General features: G+C 58.6%; 15 protein-coding genes. 10 read left to right on the top strand and 5 right to left on the bottom strand.

The features are described from left to right. Positions 1-23 precede the first annotated feature (23 nt). Entirely contained in the window at positions 24-1,370 is a 1,347-nt protein-coding gene (locus tag ACQZ51_RS01540) for a dicarboxylate/amino acid:cation symporter (RefSeq protein WP_448774718.1), read from the top strand. A 70-nt stretch (positions 1,371-1,440) separates the two neighbouring features. Here ACQZ51_RS01540 and ACQZ51_RS01535 read toward each other — a convergent pair whose 3' ends face one another. After that, a complete protein-coding gene (locus ACQZ51_RS01535) occupies positions 1,441-3,468 on the bottom strand; it encodes a methyl-accepting chemotaxis protein (protein ID WP_448774716.1) in 2,028 nt (675 codons plus the stop codon). A 365-nt stretch (positions 3,469-3,833) separates the two neighbouring features. Here ACQZ51_RS01535 and rpmH point away from each other — a divergent pair, with 365 nt between their 5' ends. Genes rpmH through yihA form a run of 4 tightly spaced genes read left to right on the top strand, consistent with a single transcriptional unit; the run spans position 3,834 to position 6,856 of the window. Next, positions 3,834-3,971: a 50S ribosomal protein L34 gene (gene rpmH, locus ACQZ51_RS01530; protein ID WP_042616368.1), complete on the top strand. Its 138-nt coding sequence runs from the start codon at positions 3,834-3,836 to the stop codon at positions 3,969-3,971. Between the two features lie 31 nt (positions 3,972-4,002). Beyond that, on the top strand, positions 4,003-4,386 hold the full coding sequence (gene rnpA / locus ACQZ51_RS01525) for a ribonuclease P protein component (RefSeq protein WP_448774714.1): 384 nt from the start codon (positions 4,003-4,005) through the stop codon (positions 4,384-4,386). After that, positions 4,386-6,191 (top strand): membrane protein insertase YidC, encoded by a 1,806-nt coding sequence (yidC, locus tag ACQZ51_RS01520; RefSeq protein ID WP_243256739.1) that lies wholly within the window; start codon positions 4,386-4,388, stop codon positions 6,189-6,191. The genes rnpA and yidC overlap by 1 nt, the downstream gene beginning before the upstream one ends. Beyond that, positions 6,188-6,856 carry a ribosome biogenesis GTP-binding protein YihA/YsxC gene (gene yihA / locus ACQZ51_RS01515; RefSeq protein WP_192063306.1) on the top strand — a complete coding sequence of 223 codons (669 nt, stop codon included), beginning with the start codon at positions 6,188-6,190 and terminating at the stop codon, positions 6,854-6,856. Before yidC ends, yihA begins: the two co-directional genes overlap by 4 nt. A 70-nt stretch (positions 6,857-6,926) precedes the next feature. Here yihA and ACQZ51_RS01510 read toward each other — a convergent pair whose 3' ends face one another. Beyond that, complete coding sequence (locus ACQZ51_RS01510; protein WP_448774713.1) at positions 6,927-7,292, bottom strand: hypothetical protein; 366 nt, start codon at positions 7,290-7,292, stop codon at positions 6,927-6,929. Positions 7,293-7,533: 241 nt separating this feature from the next. Here ACQZ51_RS01510 and argB point away from each other — a divergent pair, with 241 nt between their 5' ends. After that, entirely contained in the window at positions 7,534-8,418 is an 885-nt protein-coding gene (argB, locus tag ACQZ51_RS01505; RefSeq protein WP_042616363.1) for an acetylglutamate kinase, read from the top strand. A 1-nt stretch (position 8,419) separates the two neighbouring features. On the opposite strand, the gene ACQZ51_RS01500 is transcribed toward argB, so the two are convergent. Further along, positions 8,420-9,322 carry an EamA family transporter gene (locus tag ACQZ51_RS01500; RefSeq protein ID WP_448775714.1) on the bottom strand — a complete coding sequence of 301 codons (903 nt, stop codon included), beginning with the start codon at positions 9,320-9,322 and terminating at the stop codon, positions 8,420-8,422. A gap of 103 nt (positions 9,323-9,425) precedes the next feature. Between ACQZ51_RS01500 and ACQZ51_RS01495 the strand changes: the two genes are divergently transcribed. The 4 genes from ACQZ51_RS01495 to cysK all read left to right on the top strand — a co-directional run bounded on the left by ACQZ51_RS01495 (position 9,426) and on the right by cysK (position 12,697). Continuing rightward, positions 9,426-10,139 carry a pyrimidine 5'-nucleotidase gene (locus ACQZ51_RS01495; protein ID WP_448774712.1) on the top strand — a complete coding sequence of 238 codons (714 nt, stop codon included), beginning with the start codon at positions 9,426-9,428 and terminating at the stop codon, positions 10,137-10,139. A 107-nt stretch (positions 10,140-10,246) separates the two neighbouring features. Beyond that, positions 10,247-10,846: an EF-hand domain-containing protein gene (locus ACQZ51_RS01490; RefSeq protein WP_448774710.1), complete on the top strand. Its 600-nt coding sequence runs from the start codon at positions 10,247-10,249 to the stop codon at positions 10,844-10,846. A gap of 121 nt (positions 10,847-10,967) precedes the next feature. Beyond that, complete coding sequence (locus tag ACQZ51_RS01485; RefSeq protein WP_448774709.1) at positions 10,968-11,585, top strand: LysE family translocator; 618 nt, start codon at positions 10,968-10,970, stop codon at positions 11,583-11,585. A 143-nt stretch (positions 11,586-11,728) separates the two neighbouring features. Next, positions 11,729-12,697 (top strand): cysteine synthase A, encoded by a 969-nt coding sequence (gene cysK, locus ACQZ51_RS01480; RefSeq protein WP_448774708.1) that lies wholly within the window; start codon positions 11,729-11,731, stop codon positions 12,695-12,697. 1,212 nt (positions 12,698-13,909) lie between these two features. Here the strand turns inward: cysK and ACQZ51_RS01475 are convergent. Both ACQZ51_RS01475 and dut read right to left on the bottom strand, forming a co-directional pair. Continuing rightward, positions 13,910-15,442, bottom strand: a complete 1,533-nt coding sequence (locus ACQZ51_RS01475) for a YifB family Mg chelatase-like AAA ATPase (RefSeq protein WP_448774706.1) — start codon at positions 15,440-15,442, stop codon at positions 13,910-13,912. Positions 15,443-15,593: 151 nt separating this feature from the next. Further along, positions 15,594-16,064, bottom strand: a complete 471-nt coding sequence (dut, locus tag ACQZ51_RS01470; protein ID WP_448774704.1) for a dUTP diphosphatase — start codon at positions 16,062-16,064, stop codon at positions 15,594-15,596. Positions 16,065-16,069: the final 5 nt, after the last annotated feature.

Here is a 16,069-nt window from a genome sequence, read left to right as displayed (position 1 = left end):
TCGCGCTATTATGGAATGCAAACATGTCCTCTTCTTCCTCAACGGCTCAAAGGCCGTTTTATACGTCTTTCGGCTTTCAGGTTTTTGCCGCCATGGTCGTCGGTCTGGTGCTGGGTTATATCGCCCGCCAGATGGGCGCGACCGAGGCAGGGCCGAACTGGCTGGTGCAGACGCTGGCCACCATCGGAACGATCTTCGTGCAGCTTTTGCGGGCCTTGGTGCCGCTTCTGATCTTCACGGCGATTGTGGCTTCCATTGCCAATTTGCGTGAGCTGAACAATGCGGCCCGCCTTGTCTGGCAGACGCTGTTGTGGTTTGCGATCACGGCGCTGATTGCGGTTCTGATCGGCATCACGCTGGGTCTCGTCATCCAGCCCGGCATCAATTCGGGCGTAGCGGTGACCGCTGCTGCGGTTCCATCCAGCACAGGCTCGTGGCTTGATTTCCTCAAAGGGCTTATCCCTGCCAACCTGCTCGGCCTTCAGGCATCCACCAAGATTACACAGGGCGGTGCCACTACCGCGCTCAACTTCAACGTCCTGCAAATTCTGGTGATTTCGATCGCGGTCGGTATCGCTGCCTTGCAGGTGGGTGAAAAGGCAGAGCCGTTTCTCGCCTTCAACCGCTCGCTCCTGGCCATTACCCGCAAGATCCTGTGGTGGGTCATCCGCCTCACACCCATCGGCACCATTGGCCTGCTGGGCAACGCAGTTGCGGTCTATGGCTGGGAGGCTCTCGCCTCGCTCGGCTGGTACTCGGCGGCCATCTATATCGGCCTCGCTCTTGTGCTGTTTGTGGTCTACCCTGTTATCCTCACCCTGAATGGCCTCAACCCGGTACGGTTCTTTGCAGGCGCATGGCCAGCTATCCAGCTCGCCTTCGTGTCCCGCTCCTCCATCGGCACGCTGCCGGTGACCGAGCAGGTCACCGAGCGCAATCTCGGCGTGCCGCGTGAATATGCAGCCTTTGCCGTGCCGCTGGGCGCAACCACCAAGATGGATGGATGTGCTGCGATCTATCCGGCGATCTCGGCGATCTTCGTCGCCCAGTTCTACGGCGTGCCGCTTGGCATTCAGGAATATGTTCTGATCGCCTTCGTCTCCGTGCTGGGTTCGGCAGCAACAGCGGGTCTGACTGGCGCAACCGTCATGTTGACGCTGACGCTCTCAACGCTCGGTCTGCCGCTGCAAGGTGTTGGCCTGTTGCTGGCGGTCGATCCTATCCTCGATATGGGACGCACCGCCGTCAATGTTGCGGGTCAGGCTTTGATCCCCACCATCGTGGCAAAGCGTCAGGGCATTCTGGATCAGGCAGCCTATGACCGTCAGGACGGCATTGACGGTCTGGACCCTGCGCAAGCCGCAGCGTAACGAGCCTTCAAACACAAAACCCGCCGGTTGCCCGGCGGGTTTTTGAATTTTACAGAGTTGGCAGCAGCTCTTAGAATTCCTGCCATTCGTCGCGGGATTGTGCGACTGCCGTATTGCCGCTGAAGGCGCGGGCAACATTGCCCATCATCTTGCGAACGGGCGATGCAACCGGTGCGGAACGAGGCGTTGCAGCGGCAGGGCGGGAAGGCTGAGCCGAGTAGGACGCCATCTGGCCACCCTCGTCACCCAGACGGAACCGTCCGACCAGCGAAACAAGGCTTTCCGCTTCGCTGCTGAGCTTATGGGTCGCCGCAGAGGTTTCTTCCACCATCGCAGCATTGCGCTGCGTAACCTGATCCATCTGGTTGATGGCAAGGTTGACTTCATTGAGGCCAGTCGACTGCTCTTTCGCAGAAGCCGCGATGGAATGGATGTGGTCGTTGATGCTGAGAACGCGGGTCTCGATTTCGCTGAGCACTTCGCCCGTGCGCTGAACGAGCGTCACGCCCTTGCCCACTTCCTCGCCAGACTTCGTAATCAGGGCCTTGATGTCTTTCGCTGCGTTGGCAGAACGCTGAGCAAGCTCACGCACTTCCTGCGCCACAACCGCAAAGCCCTTGCCGGCTTCGCCTGCACGCGCGGCTTCAACACCGGCATTCAGGGCCAGAAGGTTGGTCTGGAAAGCAATCTCATCGATGACATTGATGATCTGGCTGATTTCTTTCGACGCCTGCTCGATGCGTCCCATCGCAGACACTGCTTCACCCACGACCTTGGCAGACTGCGCTGTCTTTTCCTTGGTCTCGGTCACCATGGAGCTGGCCTCCTGCGCGCGGTCGGTCGAGTTGCGAACAACGGCGGTAATCTGGTCCAGCGCGGCGGAGGTTTCCTCCAGAGCTGCAGCCTGCTGCTCGGTGCGCTTGGACAGATCATTGGCGGCAGAGCGCAATTCATTGGCATTGCCGTTGATGCTGCCCGTGCTGCCGCGAACTTCGGACATCGTGTCCTTCAGCTTGTCAAATGTCTCGTTGACATTGGCCTGAAGCTTCGCAAACACGCCATGGAAATTGCCGTTCATGGTCTGGGTCAGGTCGCCATTGGCCAGGCTTTCGATCACGCGGCCGGTTTCCGTCACGCCGCGATCGACGCTCTCCATCAGCGCGTTGATGTTCTGCGCGAAGCGGTTGAGAGCCTCGTCACCATAGTCCTTGTTGATGCGCGACGTGAAGTCCCCAGCCGCTGCGGCGCTGACGATATCAGCCATGCTGGCCTGCAACTCGTCGCTGTTGGCGCGCATGGACATTTCCTGCGAAGTCTTGCGGCGCGCTTCTTGCCCGTTGCGCTTGAACACTTCAACGGCAGCCGCCATTTCGCCAATCTCATCCTTGCGGTCGAGATAGGGCACAGCCGTGTTCAGATCGCCTTCGGCAACGGCGTTCATCACGTTGGATACTTTGAGAATAGGACCGCTGAGTTCTTTGGATGCAATATAGACACCAAAGGCAGCGCCAGCCGCTACTCCGGCCACCGTTACAAAGGCAACGACGAGAAAGATGAACTGGCTGAAGGCCTCGATCTCAGCCTTGACGGCATCCAGCGACTTGAGGTCATTCTTGACCACGGCGTCGATCTCGGCCTGATAGGCCTTCCGGTTTTCGCGGTTCGCTTCATTGTTGCCCTGGGTATTGGCATCCTGCGGGCTGACTTCGCGGCCAAGTCGCGCCGTTTCCGTGCGGAAGGTGCGGAATTCGGCAAAGCGTTTTTCGAGGTTGGCGAATTGTGCGGCCTGCTCTGCGGGCACCTGTGGCTTCCAGGCGTCCAGCAATTTGCTCATATCATCAAGATTCTTCACGATGCCATCGGCAAACTTTGAAGCGGCGGCAATGTCCTTGGCGCCATAGACGCCGCGAGATTCCATAACAACCGCCGTGACCAGACGGTTCAATTTCTCACCATGAAGTGCGCGGTCAGCAACGGCATCCAATGCAATTGTCTGCGTGTGATATTCTCTAACTGCATAAATCGCCAGGCCGCCGATGGTGCAAGCAACAAGGCTCAAAAGCCCCACCAGAAGATTGATCTTACCGCGTATTTTCACTTTCTACTCCCCTTTCAGACCCCACTCCCCAGAAAGCTAAGAAACGCCTCCGCGAAGATAGTTCAGCATGACAACGTTTAATCAGTTTCCATTAAAAAAGGATTTCGAATACTATACGAGAACTCCACTTCCGGTTGTGATTTTAGTCAAGCACACCCAGGCGCATGATGCTGGCTCCTCCCTTCAAGCCCTACACGCTCCAGGGAGGATGCTGTTCAGCAATTGACTTTATGGCGCTTAAGCCCTTATAAGCCCGCACGTCTGGGCGTTTGCCGCTTGTGCAATCATTCCCGGGCGAAAAACGAAACGCTCTTGTCCCATAAGGGGCAAAGTCAAGAAGGGCCGCACCCCGCGGTATTAAATAAATGTCTAAGCGTACTTTCCAGCCATCCAAGCTTGTTCGCAAGCGTCGTCATGGTTTCCGTTCCCGCATGGCAACTGCCGGCGGTCGCAAGGTTCTGGCCGCTCGCCGCACACGCGGCCGCGCCCGTCTCTCGGCCTAAACCGGCCACAGCCCGATGAAAGTCGTGGCACATGACGCATGAGAAAAAAATACCCGGTCGGTTGAAAAACCGACCGGAGTTTCTTGCTGTTCAGGCAGGAGAAAAGAGGCGAGGCAGCACATTTCTTCTGGAAGTGCTGGATCGTAAACAGCCGGAAACCGAGCCCAGGGTCGGTTTTACGGTCACAAAACGCCAAGGCAATGCGGTTGAACGCAATCGTATGCGCCGCCGCTTGAGAGAAGCCGTCAGGCACTCCGCAGGGTTTGCAATGAAACCCGGACATGACTATGTGATTGTCGCCCGAAGGGACGTACTGAAAACCGAATTCGCCGTACTGGAACACTTGCTCACAGAGCGGATCGAAGGACGAGCGAAAGCCGGACGCCCCCGGGAGACCCGCTCCAGGAAAGAATGATGGAAAAAAACCGCAACTACTTTATCGCGATAGGCCTTTCGGTTGTCATCGTGCTTGCCTGGCAGTTCCTCTACATGAATCCGCGCATAGAGCAGCAGCGCCGCGCTGAAGAGGCGAGACAGGCGCAGCAGGCCACGCAGCAGACAACAACGACCAATGCAGCACCCGGCACGGCCGCCGCTCCAGCAGGCACATTGCCCGGCGCCACCGGCCAGCAGGCAGCCACAGTTTCTCGCGAGGAATCGCTGACGAAATCGCAGCGCATCGAAATCGACACCAACGCCGTTCAGGGCTCCATCAGCCTCACCGGCGCACGTCTGGATGATATCCGCCTCAAGGAATACCATGAGACGGTTGACGATTCGAGCCCGCTGATCACGCTGTTTTCTCCGTCCGACACCCGTGACGGCTATTTCACAGAGCTTGGCTATATCGCGGGCGAAGCCACCGCAGGTTCCGCTCCCGGCCCTTCCACGGTCTGGACTGCACCTCAGGGCGCAAAGCTGACCGAGACGACGCCTGTTACGCTGACCTTTACCAATGATGTCGGCGTTGTCTTCACGCGCACGCTCGCAATTGACGATCACTACATGATCACCGTCACGGACAAGATCGAGAACCCCGGCCAGGCGCCAGTGTCCTTCTCGACCTATGGCCGCATCACGCGCAACAACAAGCCGACAACGCCTGCCGTCTTCGTTATTCACGAAGGCTTCCTGGGCGTGGCTGGCACAGAAGCGGGCCTGACGGAAGACACCTACAAGAACATCGAGGAAAAGCCTGTTACGCTGCCAAAGGCTATGGGCGGCTGGCTTGGCATCACCGATAAGTACTGGGCGGCAGCCATCGTTCCCCCGCAGAATGTTGCGGTTGAAACGCGCTACTCGCACTTCACAGACGGTCAGCCGCGCTATCAGGCCGACTACCGCAGCGATGCCATGACTGTGGCACCGGGTCAGTCCATCGAACTGAAGAACCTCGTCTTTGCAGGCGCCAAGGAAGTTCCGCTGGTTGACCGCTATGAGACGCAGTACAGCATTCCGAAGTTCGACCGCCTGATCGACTGGGGCTGGTTCTACTTCATCACCAAGCCGATGTTCAAACTGATGGATTTCTTCTTCCGTTACTTTGGCAACTTCGGCGTGGCCATTCTCATGACCACCATCGTCGTCAAGCTTCTGTTCTTCCCGCTGGCCAGCAAGCAGTACGCTTCCATGGCCAACATGAAGCGCATGCAGCCGAAAATGGAAGAGCTCAAAGCCAAGCATGGCGATGACCGCATGGCCATGCAGCAGGCGATGATGGCGCTCTACAAGGAAGAGAAGATCAATCCGGTGGCCGGTTGCTGGCCGATGCTGTTGCAGATCCCGGTCTTCTTCGCGCTCTACAAGGTCATTTACGTCACCATCGAAATGCGGCATGCGCCGTTCTTCGGCTGGATTCACGACCTTTCTGCGCCGGATCCGACCTCGCTGTTCAACCTGTTCGGCCTCCTGCCTTACGATGTTCCGCACTTCCTCATGATCGGCGTCTGGCCAATCATTATGGGCATCACCATGTTCATGCAGATGCGTATGAACCCGACGCCTCCAGATCCGACCCAGGCGATGATCTTCACCTGGATGCCGCTGATCTTCACCTTCATGCTGGCCTCGTTCCCTGCCGGTCTCGTCATCTACTGGGCCTGGAACAACACGCTCTCCATCTCCCAGCAGGCCCTCATCATGAAGCGCCACGGCGCCAAGATTGAGCTGTTTGACAACCTCAAGAGCCTGTTCAAACGAAAGCCGGTGGAAACCAAATGACCAGCGAAATCAAAGGCGGCCAACCGGCAACGGAAAAGCCGCTCTTCGGACGGCCCTGGATTTTCATTCGTGGCGTTCCCGCCATGAAGTTCCTGCCGCCCGAAGGTCCGCCTGAAATCGCCTTTGCCGGACGTTCCAACGTTGGCAAGTCTTCGCTCATCAACGCGCTCGTCGGCCACAAAGGGCTGGCGCGCACGTCCAACACGCCGGGCCGCACGCAGGAACTGAACTACTTCGTTCCTGAGGGCTTTTCCGGAGAGCCGGGCGATATGCCTCCGATGGCGCTTGTGGACATGCCCGGTTACGGCTATGCGCAGGCTCCCAAGGACCATGTGGATGCCTGGACGAAGCTGGTGTTCGATTATCTGCGTGGTCGCGCCACCTTGAAGCGCGTTTACCTGCTCATCGACTCGCGCCATGGCATCAAGGCCAATGACGAAGATGTTCTGAAAATTCTCGACAAGGCCGCGATCTCCTACCAGATCGTGTTGACCAAGACCGACAAGATCAAGGATGTAGGCGTTCCACGCGTCATCAATGAAACGTTGGAAAAAATCCGCAAGCGTCCAGCGGCTTATCCGGAAGTTCTGGCGACATCTTCGGAGAAAACCTCCGGTCTCGATGACGTCCGTGCAGAAATCTGCAAGACCGTCGGCATCAAGTAAAATCGCAGGCAAGTAAGATCCCAAGGAGGTGCGCAAGTCGCACCTCTTTTTTTGCGCGATAGCACTGCGTTCATGCCAGCAAAAAAGACACCCACACAAGTGACGCCACCGCCAGCAGGCGCCAGAAGCTGACCGAGGCCCACAGCCCTGCGAACAGCCTTAGGATGCCCGACAGGCCGTTATGCCGCCGCTGCGTTCGCCTTGCGCTATCGCGCCCGGCGATGGCGCCATAGGCTGAGTAAGCGCGCTGGTCGTTTTGCTGGGTCTGGGAAAGATTGTCCTGCCAGCGGCGCACGGTAGCGGCAAACTGGCGGTCTGTCTTGATGCGTTTGGCAAGCTCAGTATTCGCGGCCTCACTCAATGCGCCGAGCACATATTCGCCCGCCAGCACCTCGTCGTTCAAACCGCTCCGTTTCTCCCGATCTGGCAAGGTCATTCGCCAAACAACTCCCCGCTGTCATGCAAAATCGATATCATGGCACTGCTTCGGCTCTCTCCACCCGACGCACCCATGGCCTCCATCTGTTAAGCTGTGCCGATTGGTGAATGTTGTCAATCAGATTGGCTTGCCGGAACGAGGCCGGGTTTGAATTTTCTGCAAGCGATCGGCTCTGCGTTGTTTCATCTGTCAAAAACTTGGGCTAAAAGCGCGACAATCAACGACGAGGATCTTTCCCATGGCGTCTTCCGAAAGCGAAATGCAGGCCCGGCTTCTGGCGCAGGCCCTGCCCTTCATGCAAAAATACGAAAACAAGACCATCGTGGTGAAATATGGCGGGCATGCCATGGGCGATTCGAGCCTGGGCAAGGCCTTTGCCGAGGATATCGCCCTTCTCAAGCAGTCCGGCATCAACCCCATCGTCGTCCACGGCGGCGGACCGCAGATCGGCGCGATGCTGAGCAAGATGGGCATCGAATCAAAGTTCGAAGGTGGCCTGCGCGTCACCGACGCCAAGACAGTCGAAATCGTTGAGATGGTTCTGGCAGGCTCGATCAACAAGGAGATCGTCGCCCTCATCAACCAGACCGGCGAATGGGCCATTGGCCTGTGCGGCAAGGATGGCAACATGGTCTTCGCCGAAAAGGCAAAGAAGACCGTCATCGATCCCGACAGCAATATCGAGCGCGTTCTCGACCTCGGCTTCGTGGGTGAAGTCGTTGAAGTCGACCGTACCCTGCTCGACCTTCTGGCCAAGTCAGAAATGATCCCGGTGATTGCGCCGGTTGCTCCGGGACGCGATGGCGCGACCTACAACATCAACGCCGATACCTTCGCAGGTGCCATTGCCGGTGCGCTGCACGCCACCCGCCTGCTGTTCCTGACGGACGTCGAAGGCGTTCTCGACAAGAACAAGGAGCTCATCAAGGAGCTGACGGTTTCCCAGGCGCGGGCGCTCATCAAGGATGGCACGATTTCCGGTGGCATGATCCCCAAGGTCGAGACCTGCATCGAAGCCATCAAGGCGGGCGTTCAGGGCGTTGTCATTCTCAATGGCAAGACGGCCCACTCGGTTCTGTTGGAAATCTTCACCGAAGGTGCCGGAACGCTCATCGTTCCCTGATTTAAGAGAACAGCAATCCCAGGATGCCGCTGACAATCAGCAGGCATCCTGCAAGTTCCATGGCGTTGACCCGTTCACGAAACAGGAACCATGACGCCATGAAGGTAAAGACCAATTCGATCTGGCCAAGCGCGCGCACATAGGCCACCTGTTGCAGCGTCATGGCTGTGAACCAGCAGGCAGAACCGATTACCCCGGCAATGCCAACCAGCGCTGATGAGCGCCACGTCACCAGCACCTGCACGATCTCGGATCTGTCTTTCCACGCCATCCAGACCAGCATGTATGCGGTCTGAAACATGGTGACGCATGCGAGCGTCACGGCCGCAGACACGATCGGCCCTGCCCCCTCAAGCGACAGGGATGCGCTTCGGTAAGCCACGGCTGAAATGCCGAACATGCCGCCTGATGCAATTCCGATCAACGCCGTGCGGCTGGTCATCGCCGTCAAAGTGTTTCGCCAGGATAGTGGCATCCGCGCCACGGAAATCGTCATCACACCAAGGACGCCGACCAAAATGGCGCCGATGGCACCGGCATTGAGCTTTTCGCCCAAAATGACAAAGCCGAACAAGGCTGCCTGCACCGGCTCCGTTTTGGAATAGGCCGTGCCGACTGCGAAATTACGCAGCGAAAACAGATGCACCAGCATCATCGTCGCATAGATTTGTGCCAATCCACCGACGACAGCCCACAGGAAAAAGCCTGGGGTGAAGCTTGGCAACATCTCGCCCATTCCCAGATGCAGAAACAGCACATAGGCAATGGCAATCGGAAAACCGTATCCGAAGCGAACGAAGCTTGCGCCGCGGGTGCCGAGCGACCCCTGCAATTGCTTTTGCAATGCAGAGCGCAGGTTCTGCATGAATGCGGCGGCGATGGTGATGGGTATCCAGAGTTCCATGCCTTTGGTTATCACGCCCGCACTGACGCCCCAAAGCCCGGAAAATGGCGTAAGTGTCGCCTTTTCGATTTTCTTTGGGCTGGCGACAGGGCATAACAGGCCCATGAGCACGAAACCGAAAAACGCACCGAACCCCGCCGAATTTTCCCATGTGACTGAGTGGGTCTTCGATCTCGACAACACGCTTTATCCGCATGAGATAAACCTGTTTTCCCAGATCGACAAAAACATGACGGCCTATGTGGCCGAGCTTTTGCAGCTGGAGCCCGACGAGGCGCGCAAGCTGCAAAAGCAGTATTATCACGAGCACGGCACCACACTTCAGGGCCTGATGATCCATTATGGCGTCGATCCGGATGCGTTTCTGGAGCGCGCCCACGCCATCGATTACTCAGCCCTGCTGCCAAACCCGGATTTGGGCGAAGCGATCAAGGCCTTGCCGGGGCGCAAGTTCATTTTGACCAATGGCAGCGTGCCGCATGCGCAGGCGGCTGCCGGTGCGCTGGGCATTCTCGACCATTTCGAGGACATCTTTGACATTGTCGCTGCCGACTACCTGCCAAAGCCCGCCAGCGCGACCTACGAGAAGTTCGCCGCCCTCGCCAAGCTGGACACGACCAAGGCCGCCATGTTCGAGGACCTGCCGCGCAACCTGACGGCGCCGAAGGCTCTGGGCATGAAGACGGTGCTTCTGGTGCCGCGCAATCTGGAAGGCATTGTCATGGAGCGCTGGGAAATTCCTGCGACCAGCGACGACCACATTGATTTCGTGACCGATGATCTGACCGGTTTTCTGAAAGCGCTGCCCGGCACATGAATGTTAGAGGTTACCGATTTGTCATCCACATTACTGATGTTTAAGTAGCGGAAGTGGAATGAGATCACTACCTTTCAACCAGGGACAGCATTTGAAAGGTATAGACCATGACAATCAGAAAATTCGCCCTCACCGCTCTCGGCGCAGCTTTGGTGCTGGGCACCACAGCCCCGATGTCCATGGCAGCACCGCGTGGCCCTGGCAAGGACGGCCCGCCGATGCGCCCTGAACTGGCCTATGTCTATCTGCTGAAGACGGCTGATACGAACAAGGACGGCAAGATTTCCAAGGAAGAGTTTGCCGCACGTCAGGACGCGTTGTTCACACAGATTGACGCCGACAAGGATGGCACTGTGACGCCGAAGGAAATGCGGGACTTCCGCAAAGCCCGGATGGATGAGTTCCGTGCCGCCAATCCGCGTCCAGAGCGTGAAAAGATGGAAGGTCGTGAAGGCAAGAAGGCTGGACCTGAGCATGCAGAGCGCGACGGCAAGGGCCATGAAGGCCGCAAGCACGAGGGACGCGAAGGCGGCAAGCGTCCCGGTGGCCGGATGAACGCGATGTTCGCCATGGTCGATACCGATGGCAACGGCCAGATCAGCAAGGCTGAATATACAGCCGCCGGCGAAAAGATGTTTGCCCGTCTGGACAAGAACACCGACGGCGTCATCAGCATCGACGACATGCCGGACCGTCCGTTCATGTAATCTCGCCAAGCATTCGATAAGCAAAGCCCGGCTTGTGCGGGCTTTGTGCATTCCAGCATTTGCACTTTTCACAAACGGGCTTCGTGCTATATCAGGTCATTGTCATCTGAAGGATATGTTCGTGAGCACCGCCACCCTCCTTGCCTATGCAACCGCCCTCTTCATCGCCGCCGCCATACCGGGGCCGGGCATGACGGCGATTGTGGCGCGGGCGCTGGGCTCCGGTTTTCGCGAAACCTTTTTCATGGGGCTGGGACTGGTGCTGGGTGACATGGTCTATCTGACCGCCGTCATTCTTGGCCTCGCCTTCGTTGCGCAGACCTTTCAGGAAGCCTTCATGGTCCTGAAGATCGCGGGCGCTGCCTATCTTCTTTACATTGCTTGGAAGCTCTGGACGGCAGGGCTTTTGCCGCAGGATCTTCAGGCCAAGAAAAGCACGAGCATCGGCATGTCCTTCCTGGCGGGCCTGTTGATTACGCTTAGCAACCCCAAGACCATGCTGTTTTATGTGGCGCTGGTGCCCACGCTGATCGATATCCGCCTCATCGGCAGCACGGAGTATGTCACCCTGCTGGCGGTGACGTTTGTTGTGCTGATGGCGGTGCTCATTCCCTATATTCTGCTGGCCTCCAAGGCCCGGGCGCTCTTGAAGCGGCCCAGTGCGCTTCAAATCCTCAACCGCACGGCTGCCGGCATTCTGGCTGCGACAGCCGCCATGATCGCAACCCGGGCGACTTGAGGCAATCATTCTACAAGTACCAGAAATTGTAGAATGCCATGCTGGACGCAAGCCAATATAAGCACTCCCATTCTCTAGCGTCGTCAGGTCAATTTCCCTATTCTGGGCAAAATTCTCGACCATTTGCACTTTGGGAGCATGCCATGTCTGAAGCCAGAAAACCCGGACGCGGACGGATCTATTCCTCGATTACCGAAACGGTAGGCGATACGCCGCTGGTGCGGCTCGACAAGCTGGCGCGGGAAAAGGGCGTCAAAGCGACCATTCTGGCCAAGCTTGAATTCTTCAACCCGATTGCCTCCGTTAAGGACCGTATCGGGGTTGCCATGATCGAAGCGCTGGAAGCTGAAGGCAAGATCATCCCCGGCAAGACGACGCTGGTGGAACCCACATCCGGCAATACCGGCATCGCACTGGCCTTTGCCGCAGCCGCCAAGGGTTACAAGCTGATCCTGACCATGCCGGAAACCATGTCCATCGAGCGCCGCAAGATGCTGGCGCTGCTGGGTGCCGAGCTGGTTCTGACCGAGGGGCCGAAGGGCATGAAGGGTGCGATTGCCAGAGCGCATGAGCTGGCTGCGACCATTCCAGACGCCGTTATTCCGCAACAGTTCGAAAACCCCGCCAACCCCGATATTCACCGCAAGACGACGGCAGAAGAGATCTGGAACGACACCGATGGTGGCGTGGACATCTTCATTTCCGGCATTGGCACGGGCGGCACGATTACCGGTGTGGGCCAGGTCTTGAAGCAGCGCAAGCCTGAGGTGAAGGTGGTAGCGGTCGAGCCTGCCGACAGCCCGGTTCTGTCGGGCGGCACACCCGGTCCGCACAAGATTCAAGGCATTGGCGCGGGCTTTGCGCCAGCCGTTCTCGACACAAAAGTCTATGATGAAATCGTGACGATCAGCAATGAAGAGGCCTTCGAGACCGCACGTCTCGTCGCCCGCCTGGAAGGCGTGCCGGTCGGCATCTCCTCCGGTGCTTCCCTTGCTGCCGCCATCAAAGTTGGGGCCCGCGAAGAAAATGCGGGCAAGACGATCGTTGTCATCATTCCATCCTTTGCCGAGCGGTATCTCTCGACTGCATTGTTTGAAGGCCTTGGCCTTTAAGATCGCTTAGACGTAACGCCCCGCTGGCGATTGTCTGTGGGGCGTCACTCGTTTTGCCGTTCGACACGGTGGATGTGACCGATATTTGCGGAGCTTGCGTTGCTGGTGCCTGTGAGGGCGCTACGCAGCTTATGCGATGATGCCTCTCCGCAACCTTCCATGAAACTCAAGCTATCAAAAATCGCGGCGAGCTTTTAGCCAAGCTTCGCCGTTCACGCGGCATGTTCTGCCCGTGGCTTGATCTTCTCAGTTCTGACCATCGCCGTTTGCGGCCATGGGTATTTCGGACGGGGCGCTGGAAGTTGCCTCGTTGGGTAGTTTAAGTGTTGGCACCTTTCAGCGCCCCGTTCAGCGGTTTATGTCCGCCCACGATCTCTTGCCACGGCTGGCTGATCCCGGATGGCGAGGGCGAACCTTGCCGGAAAACCGGTCGGACATGACCAAGATCCAACCCTTCCCCATTCCGGGCGGCGACACCCCTTTGGGATATCGCCTGCCAGTTCGGCCACACCTGCCTTCGCCTGACATCCGCGCCGATTGATCGAGGCGCGGGCACAAGCGATCCGTTTTCCGCAAGGTGTGCATCTGCCACTAGGCCGATGCTGTCCCTCGCGATCCGTCCGCACCATCTCTGGCACAGGGCAGATGCAGCGTGTTCCTGTGTACCGCCTGACTTTCGCCGTTCCGCCATCCGGTCGCGTTCGACCATAGGTGGAGGGCTGTCGGTACGCCCGGTGGCGCACAAACCGGACTGATGCAGACGCTTTACGAACCCGTCAGGCATTCGCAAAGCGCAAGCGTCAGGCCGGATCGAACATGGAGAAGATTGCGCCAGCCGGTCCGAAACCGGCGCTATCCCCTCACCCGTTGCCACCGGGGAGATCGCTGCCAGACCCCGGCGATGAAAGGTTGCGTAGCCTCATCACCACCAGCGCCGGTTCCGCCTCGCCGCAACGCCTTGCGGTGTATCCGAGGGCGGAACGGGGGCATTGTGCGGGTGATTCGCCCGTCATTGAGAAACTTGCGGAATGTTTTTTGCGATTTTCTGAAGGTTTTTATTAAGCTACTGATTCATAATGAAAATATCTTGCAATAGAGGAATGCTGGTGGTCGAGGCATGACCCTTCACCTCAAAATTCGACGACTGAGCTGCGCTAAGATCGTGATTTTCTGTCCTCTCCCACCAGGGGAGAGGTAACCGCGCGCCCTCGATCAAGCAGCCGCTGTCAACCGCTCCCCGGCGATACGGTAGGAAATGGCTTCGGCCAGATGAATGCGGGTAACGGTTGGCTTGTCATCCAGATCGGCAAGCGTGCGGGCGACCTTGAGGATGCGGTGATAGCCACGGGCGGAGAATTTCAGCTTCTCAGCAGCATCACGCAGCAATTGCAGGCCGGGCGCATCCGGTTCTGCGAATTTTTCGATCAGCGCCGTGGAGCAGCGGGCATTGGTGCGAATGCCGTTGAAGCCTGCGGCTGCGAAACGATCCTGTTGCAAATCGCGGGCGCGGGCAACGCGGAGTGCCACATCGGCGCTGGCTTCTGCGGCCATGGGACGGATGAGGTCGGCTGCGGAAACGGCGGGAACCTCGATGCGGATATCGATGCGGTCCATCAAGGGGCCGGAAATACGTTGCTGGTAATCCGTGACGCAGCGCGGACCGCGGGCGCAGGTGAAGCCGGGCTCGCCCGCCATGCCGCATTTGCACGGGTTCATGGCAGCGACGAGTTGAATTTCTGCGGGATAGCTGACGCGATGATTGGCGCGGGCAATGATGCACTCACCCGTTTCCAACGGCTGGCGCAGGGCATCGAGCGCCTGCGGTGAAAACTCCGGGAACTCATCGAGAAACAGCACGCCGTGATGGGCAAGCGACGCCTCCCCCGGCTTTGCCCGCATGCCACCGCCCACAAGTGCGGCCATGGTGGCGGAATGGTGCGGGGTGCGGAAGGGACGACGATCCGACAACTTGCCGCCGGAAAGTTGCCCCGCGATGGAATGGACCATGGAAACTTCCAGCAATTCCGACGCCAAGAGCGGCGGCAGGATGGATGGCAGGCGCGAGGCCAGCATGGATTTGCCCGAGCCGGGTGGACCGACCATCAAGAGATTATGGCCTCCGGCAGCGGCAACCTCCAGAGCGCGCTTGGCGCTCTCCTGCCCCTTGATATCGGCAAGATCAGGCAGGTTAGCGGGATTGGCGCGGATGGCGGCGACGGGGCGCGACAGCATCTGGGTTCCGCGAAAATGATTGACGAGCGCAATGAGGCTGCGGGGCGCGAGAATATCAAACTGAGCGCCTGCCCATGCGGCTTCTCCACCGCTATCTGCCGGGCAGATGAGGCCTTTGCCCTGCGCATTGGCACCGATGGCAGCGGGAAGCGCGCCGGATACGGCCCCGATGGTGCCATCCAGATTAAGCTCACCGAGAACAACATAGGCATTGAGCGCTTCTGCCGGGATGGCACCCAGCGCGGCCATGAGGCCGAGCGCAATGGGCAAATCGAAATGCGAGCCTTCCTTGGGCAGATCAGCGGGCGCCAGATTGACGGTGACCTTCTTGGCGGGAAGCGCCAAGCCGGACGCATGGAGCGCGGCCTGCACCCTCTCCCGGCTTTCCGCCACGGCCTTATCCGGCAGGCCAACGATCTGCATGCCGACCTTGCCCGGCGCGACCATGACCTGAACCTCGACAGGCACACCCTCTATGCCCTGAAATGCCACCGTATTGACGCGCGCAACCATGAAAGCCCCCATATGCGGACTTTAGAACAATCGCATACAGCGTGTATGCGTCCGCTTCTGCAACCTTGCACAGACGCCTACGCAAAACAAGAACAGGAAGTGAACAATTTCACTTATACCGGGCAGAAAAAGCGTGGCCGGTTGCAGGCAATCAAACGCCGGTGGAGCCGAAGCCGCCCGCGCCGCGTGTAGTCTGCGAGGTTTCGCTGACCTCGACAACATCAACCTGCGTGACCGGTGCGATGACCATCTGGGCGATGCGCATGCCGCGCTCGACCACGAAATCCTCCTGCCCCAGATTGGCGAGGATGACTTTGACCTCACCGCGATAATCGCTGTCCACGGTACCGGGCGTGTTGAGGCAGGTGATGCCGTTTTTGATGGCAAGGCCAGAGCGCGGGCGGATCTGTGCCTCGTAACCCTCAGGCACTTCGAAGATGAAGCCTGTGGGCACCAGAGCGCGGGTGCCGGGCGCAAGCACCAGCGGGGCGCCCTCTTGCACCGCTGCGCGCAGATCCATGCCAGCGGCCCCCGATGTCTCGTAGGAGGGCAGCTCGATGCCTGCCGCGTGGGGCAGACGGACAAGATTGAGGGCGGGGCGATTTCGGTTTTCTTGGGTCATGGCGC

Source organism: Agrobacterium sp. CG674, from assembly GCF_053521645.1.
This window is presented reverse-complemented; position numbering and strand designations above follow the sequence as displayed.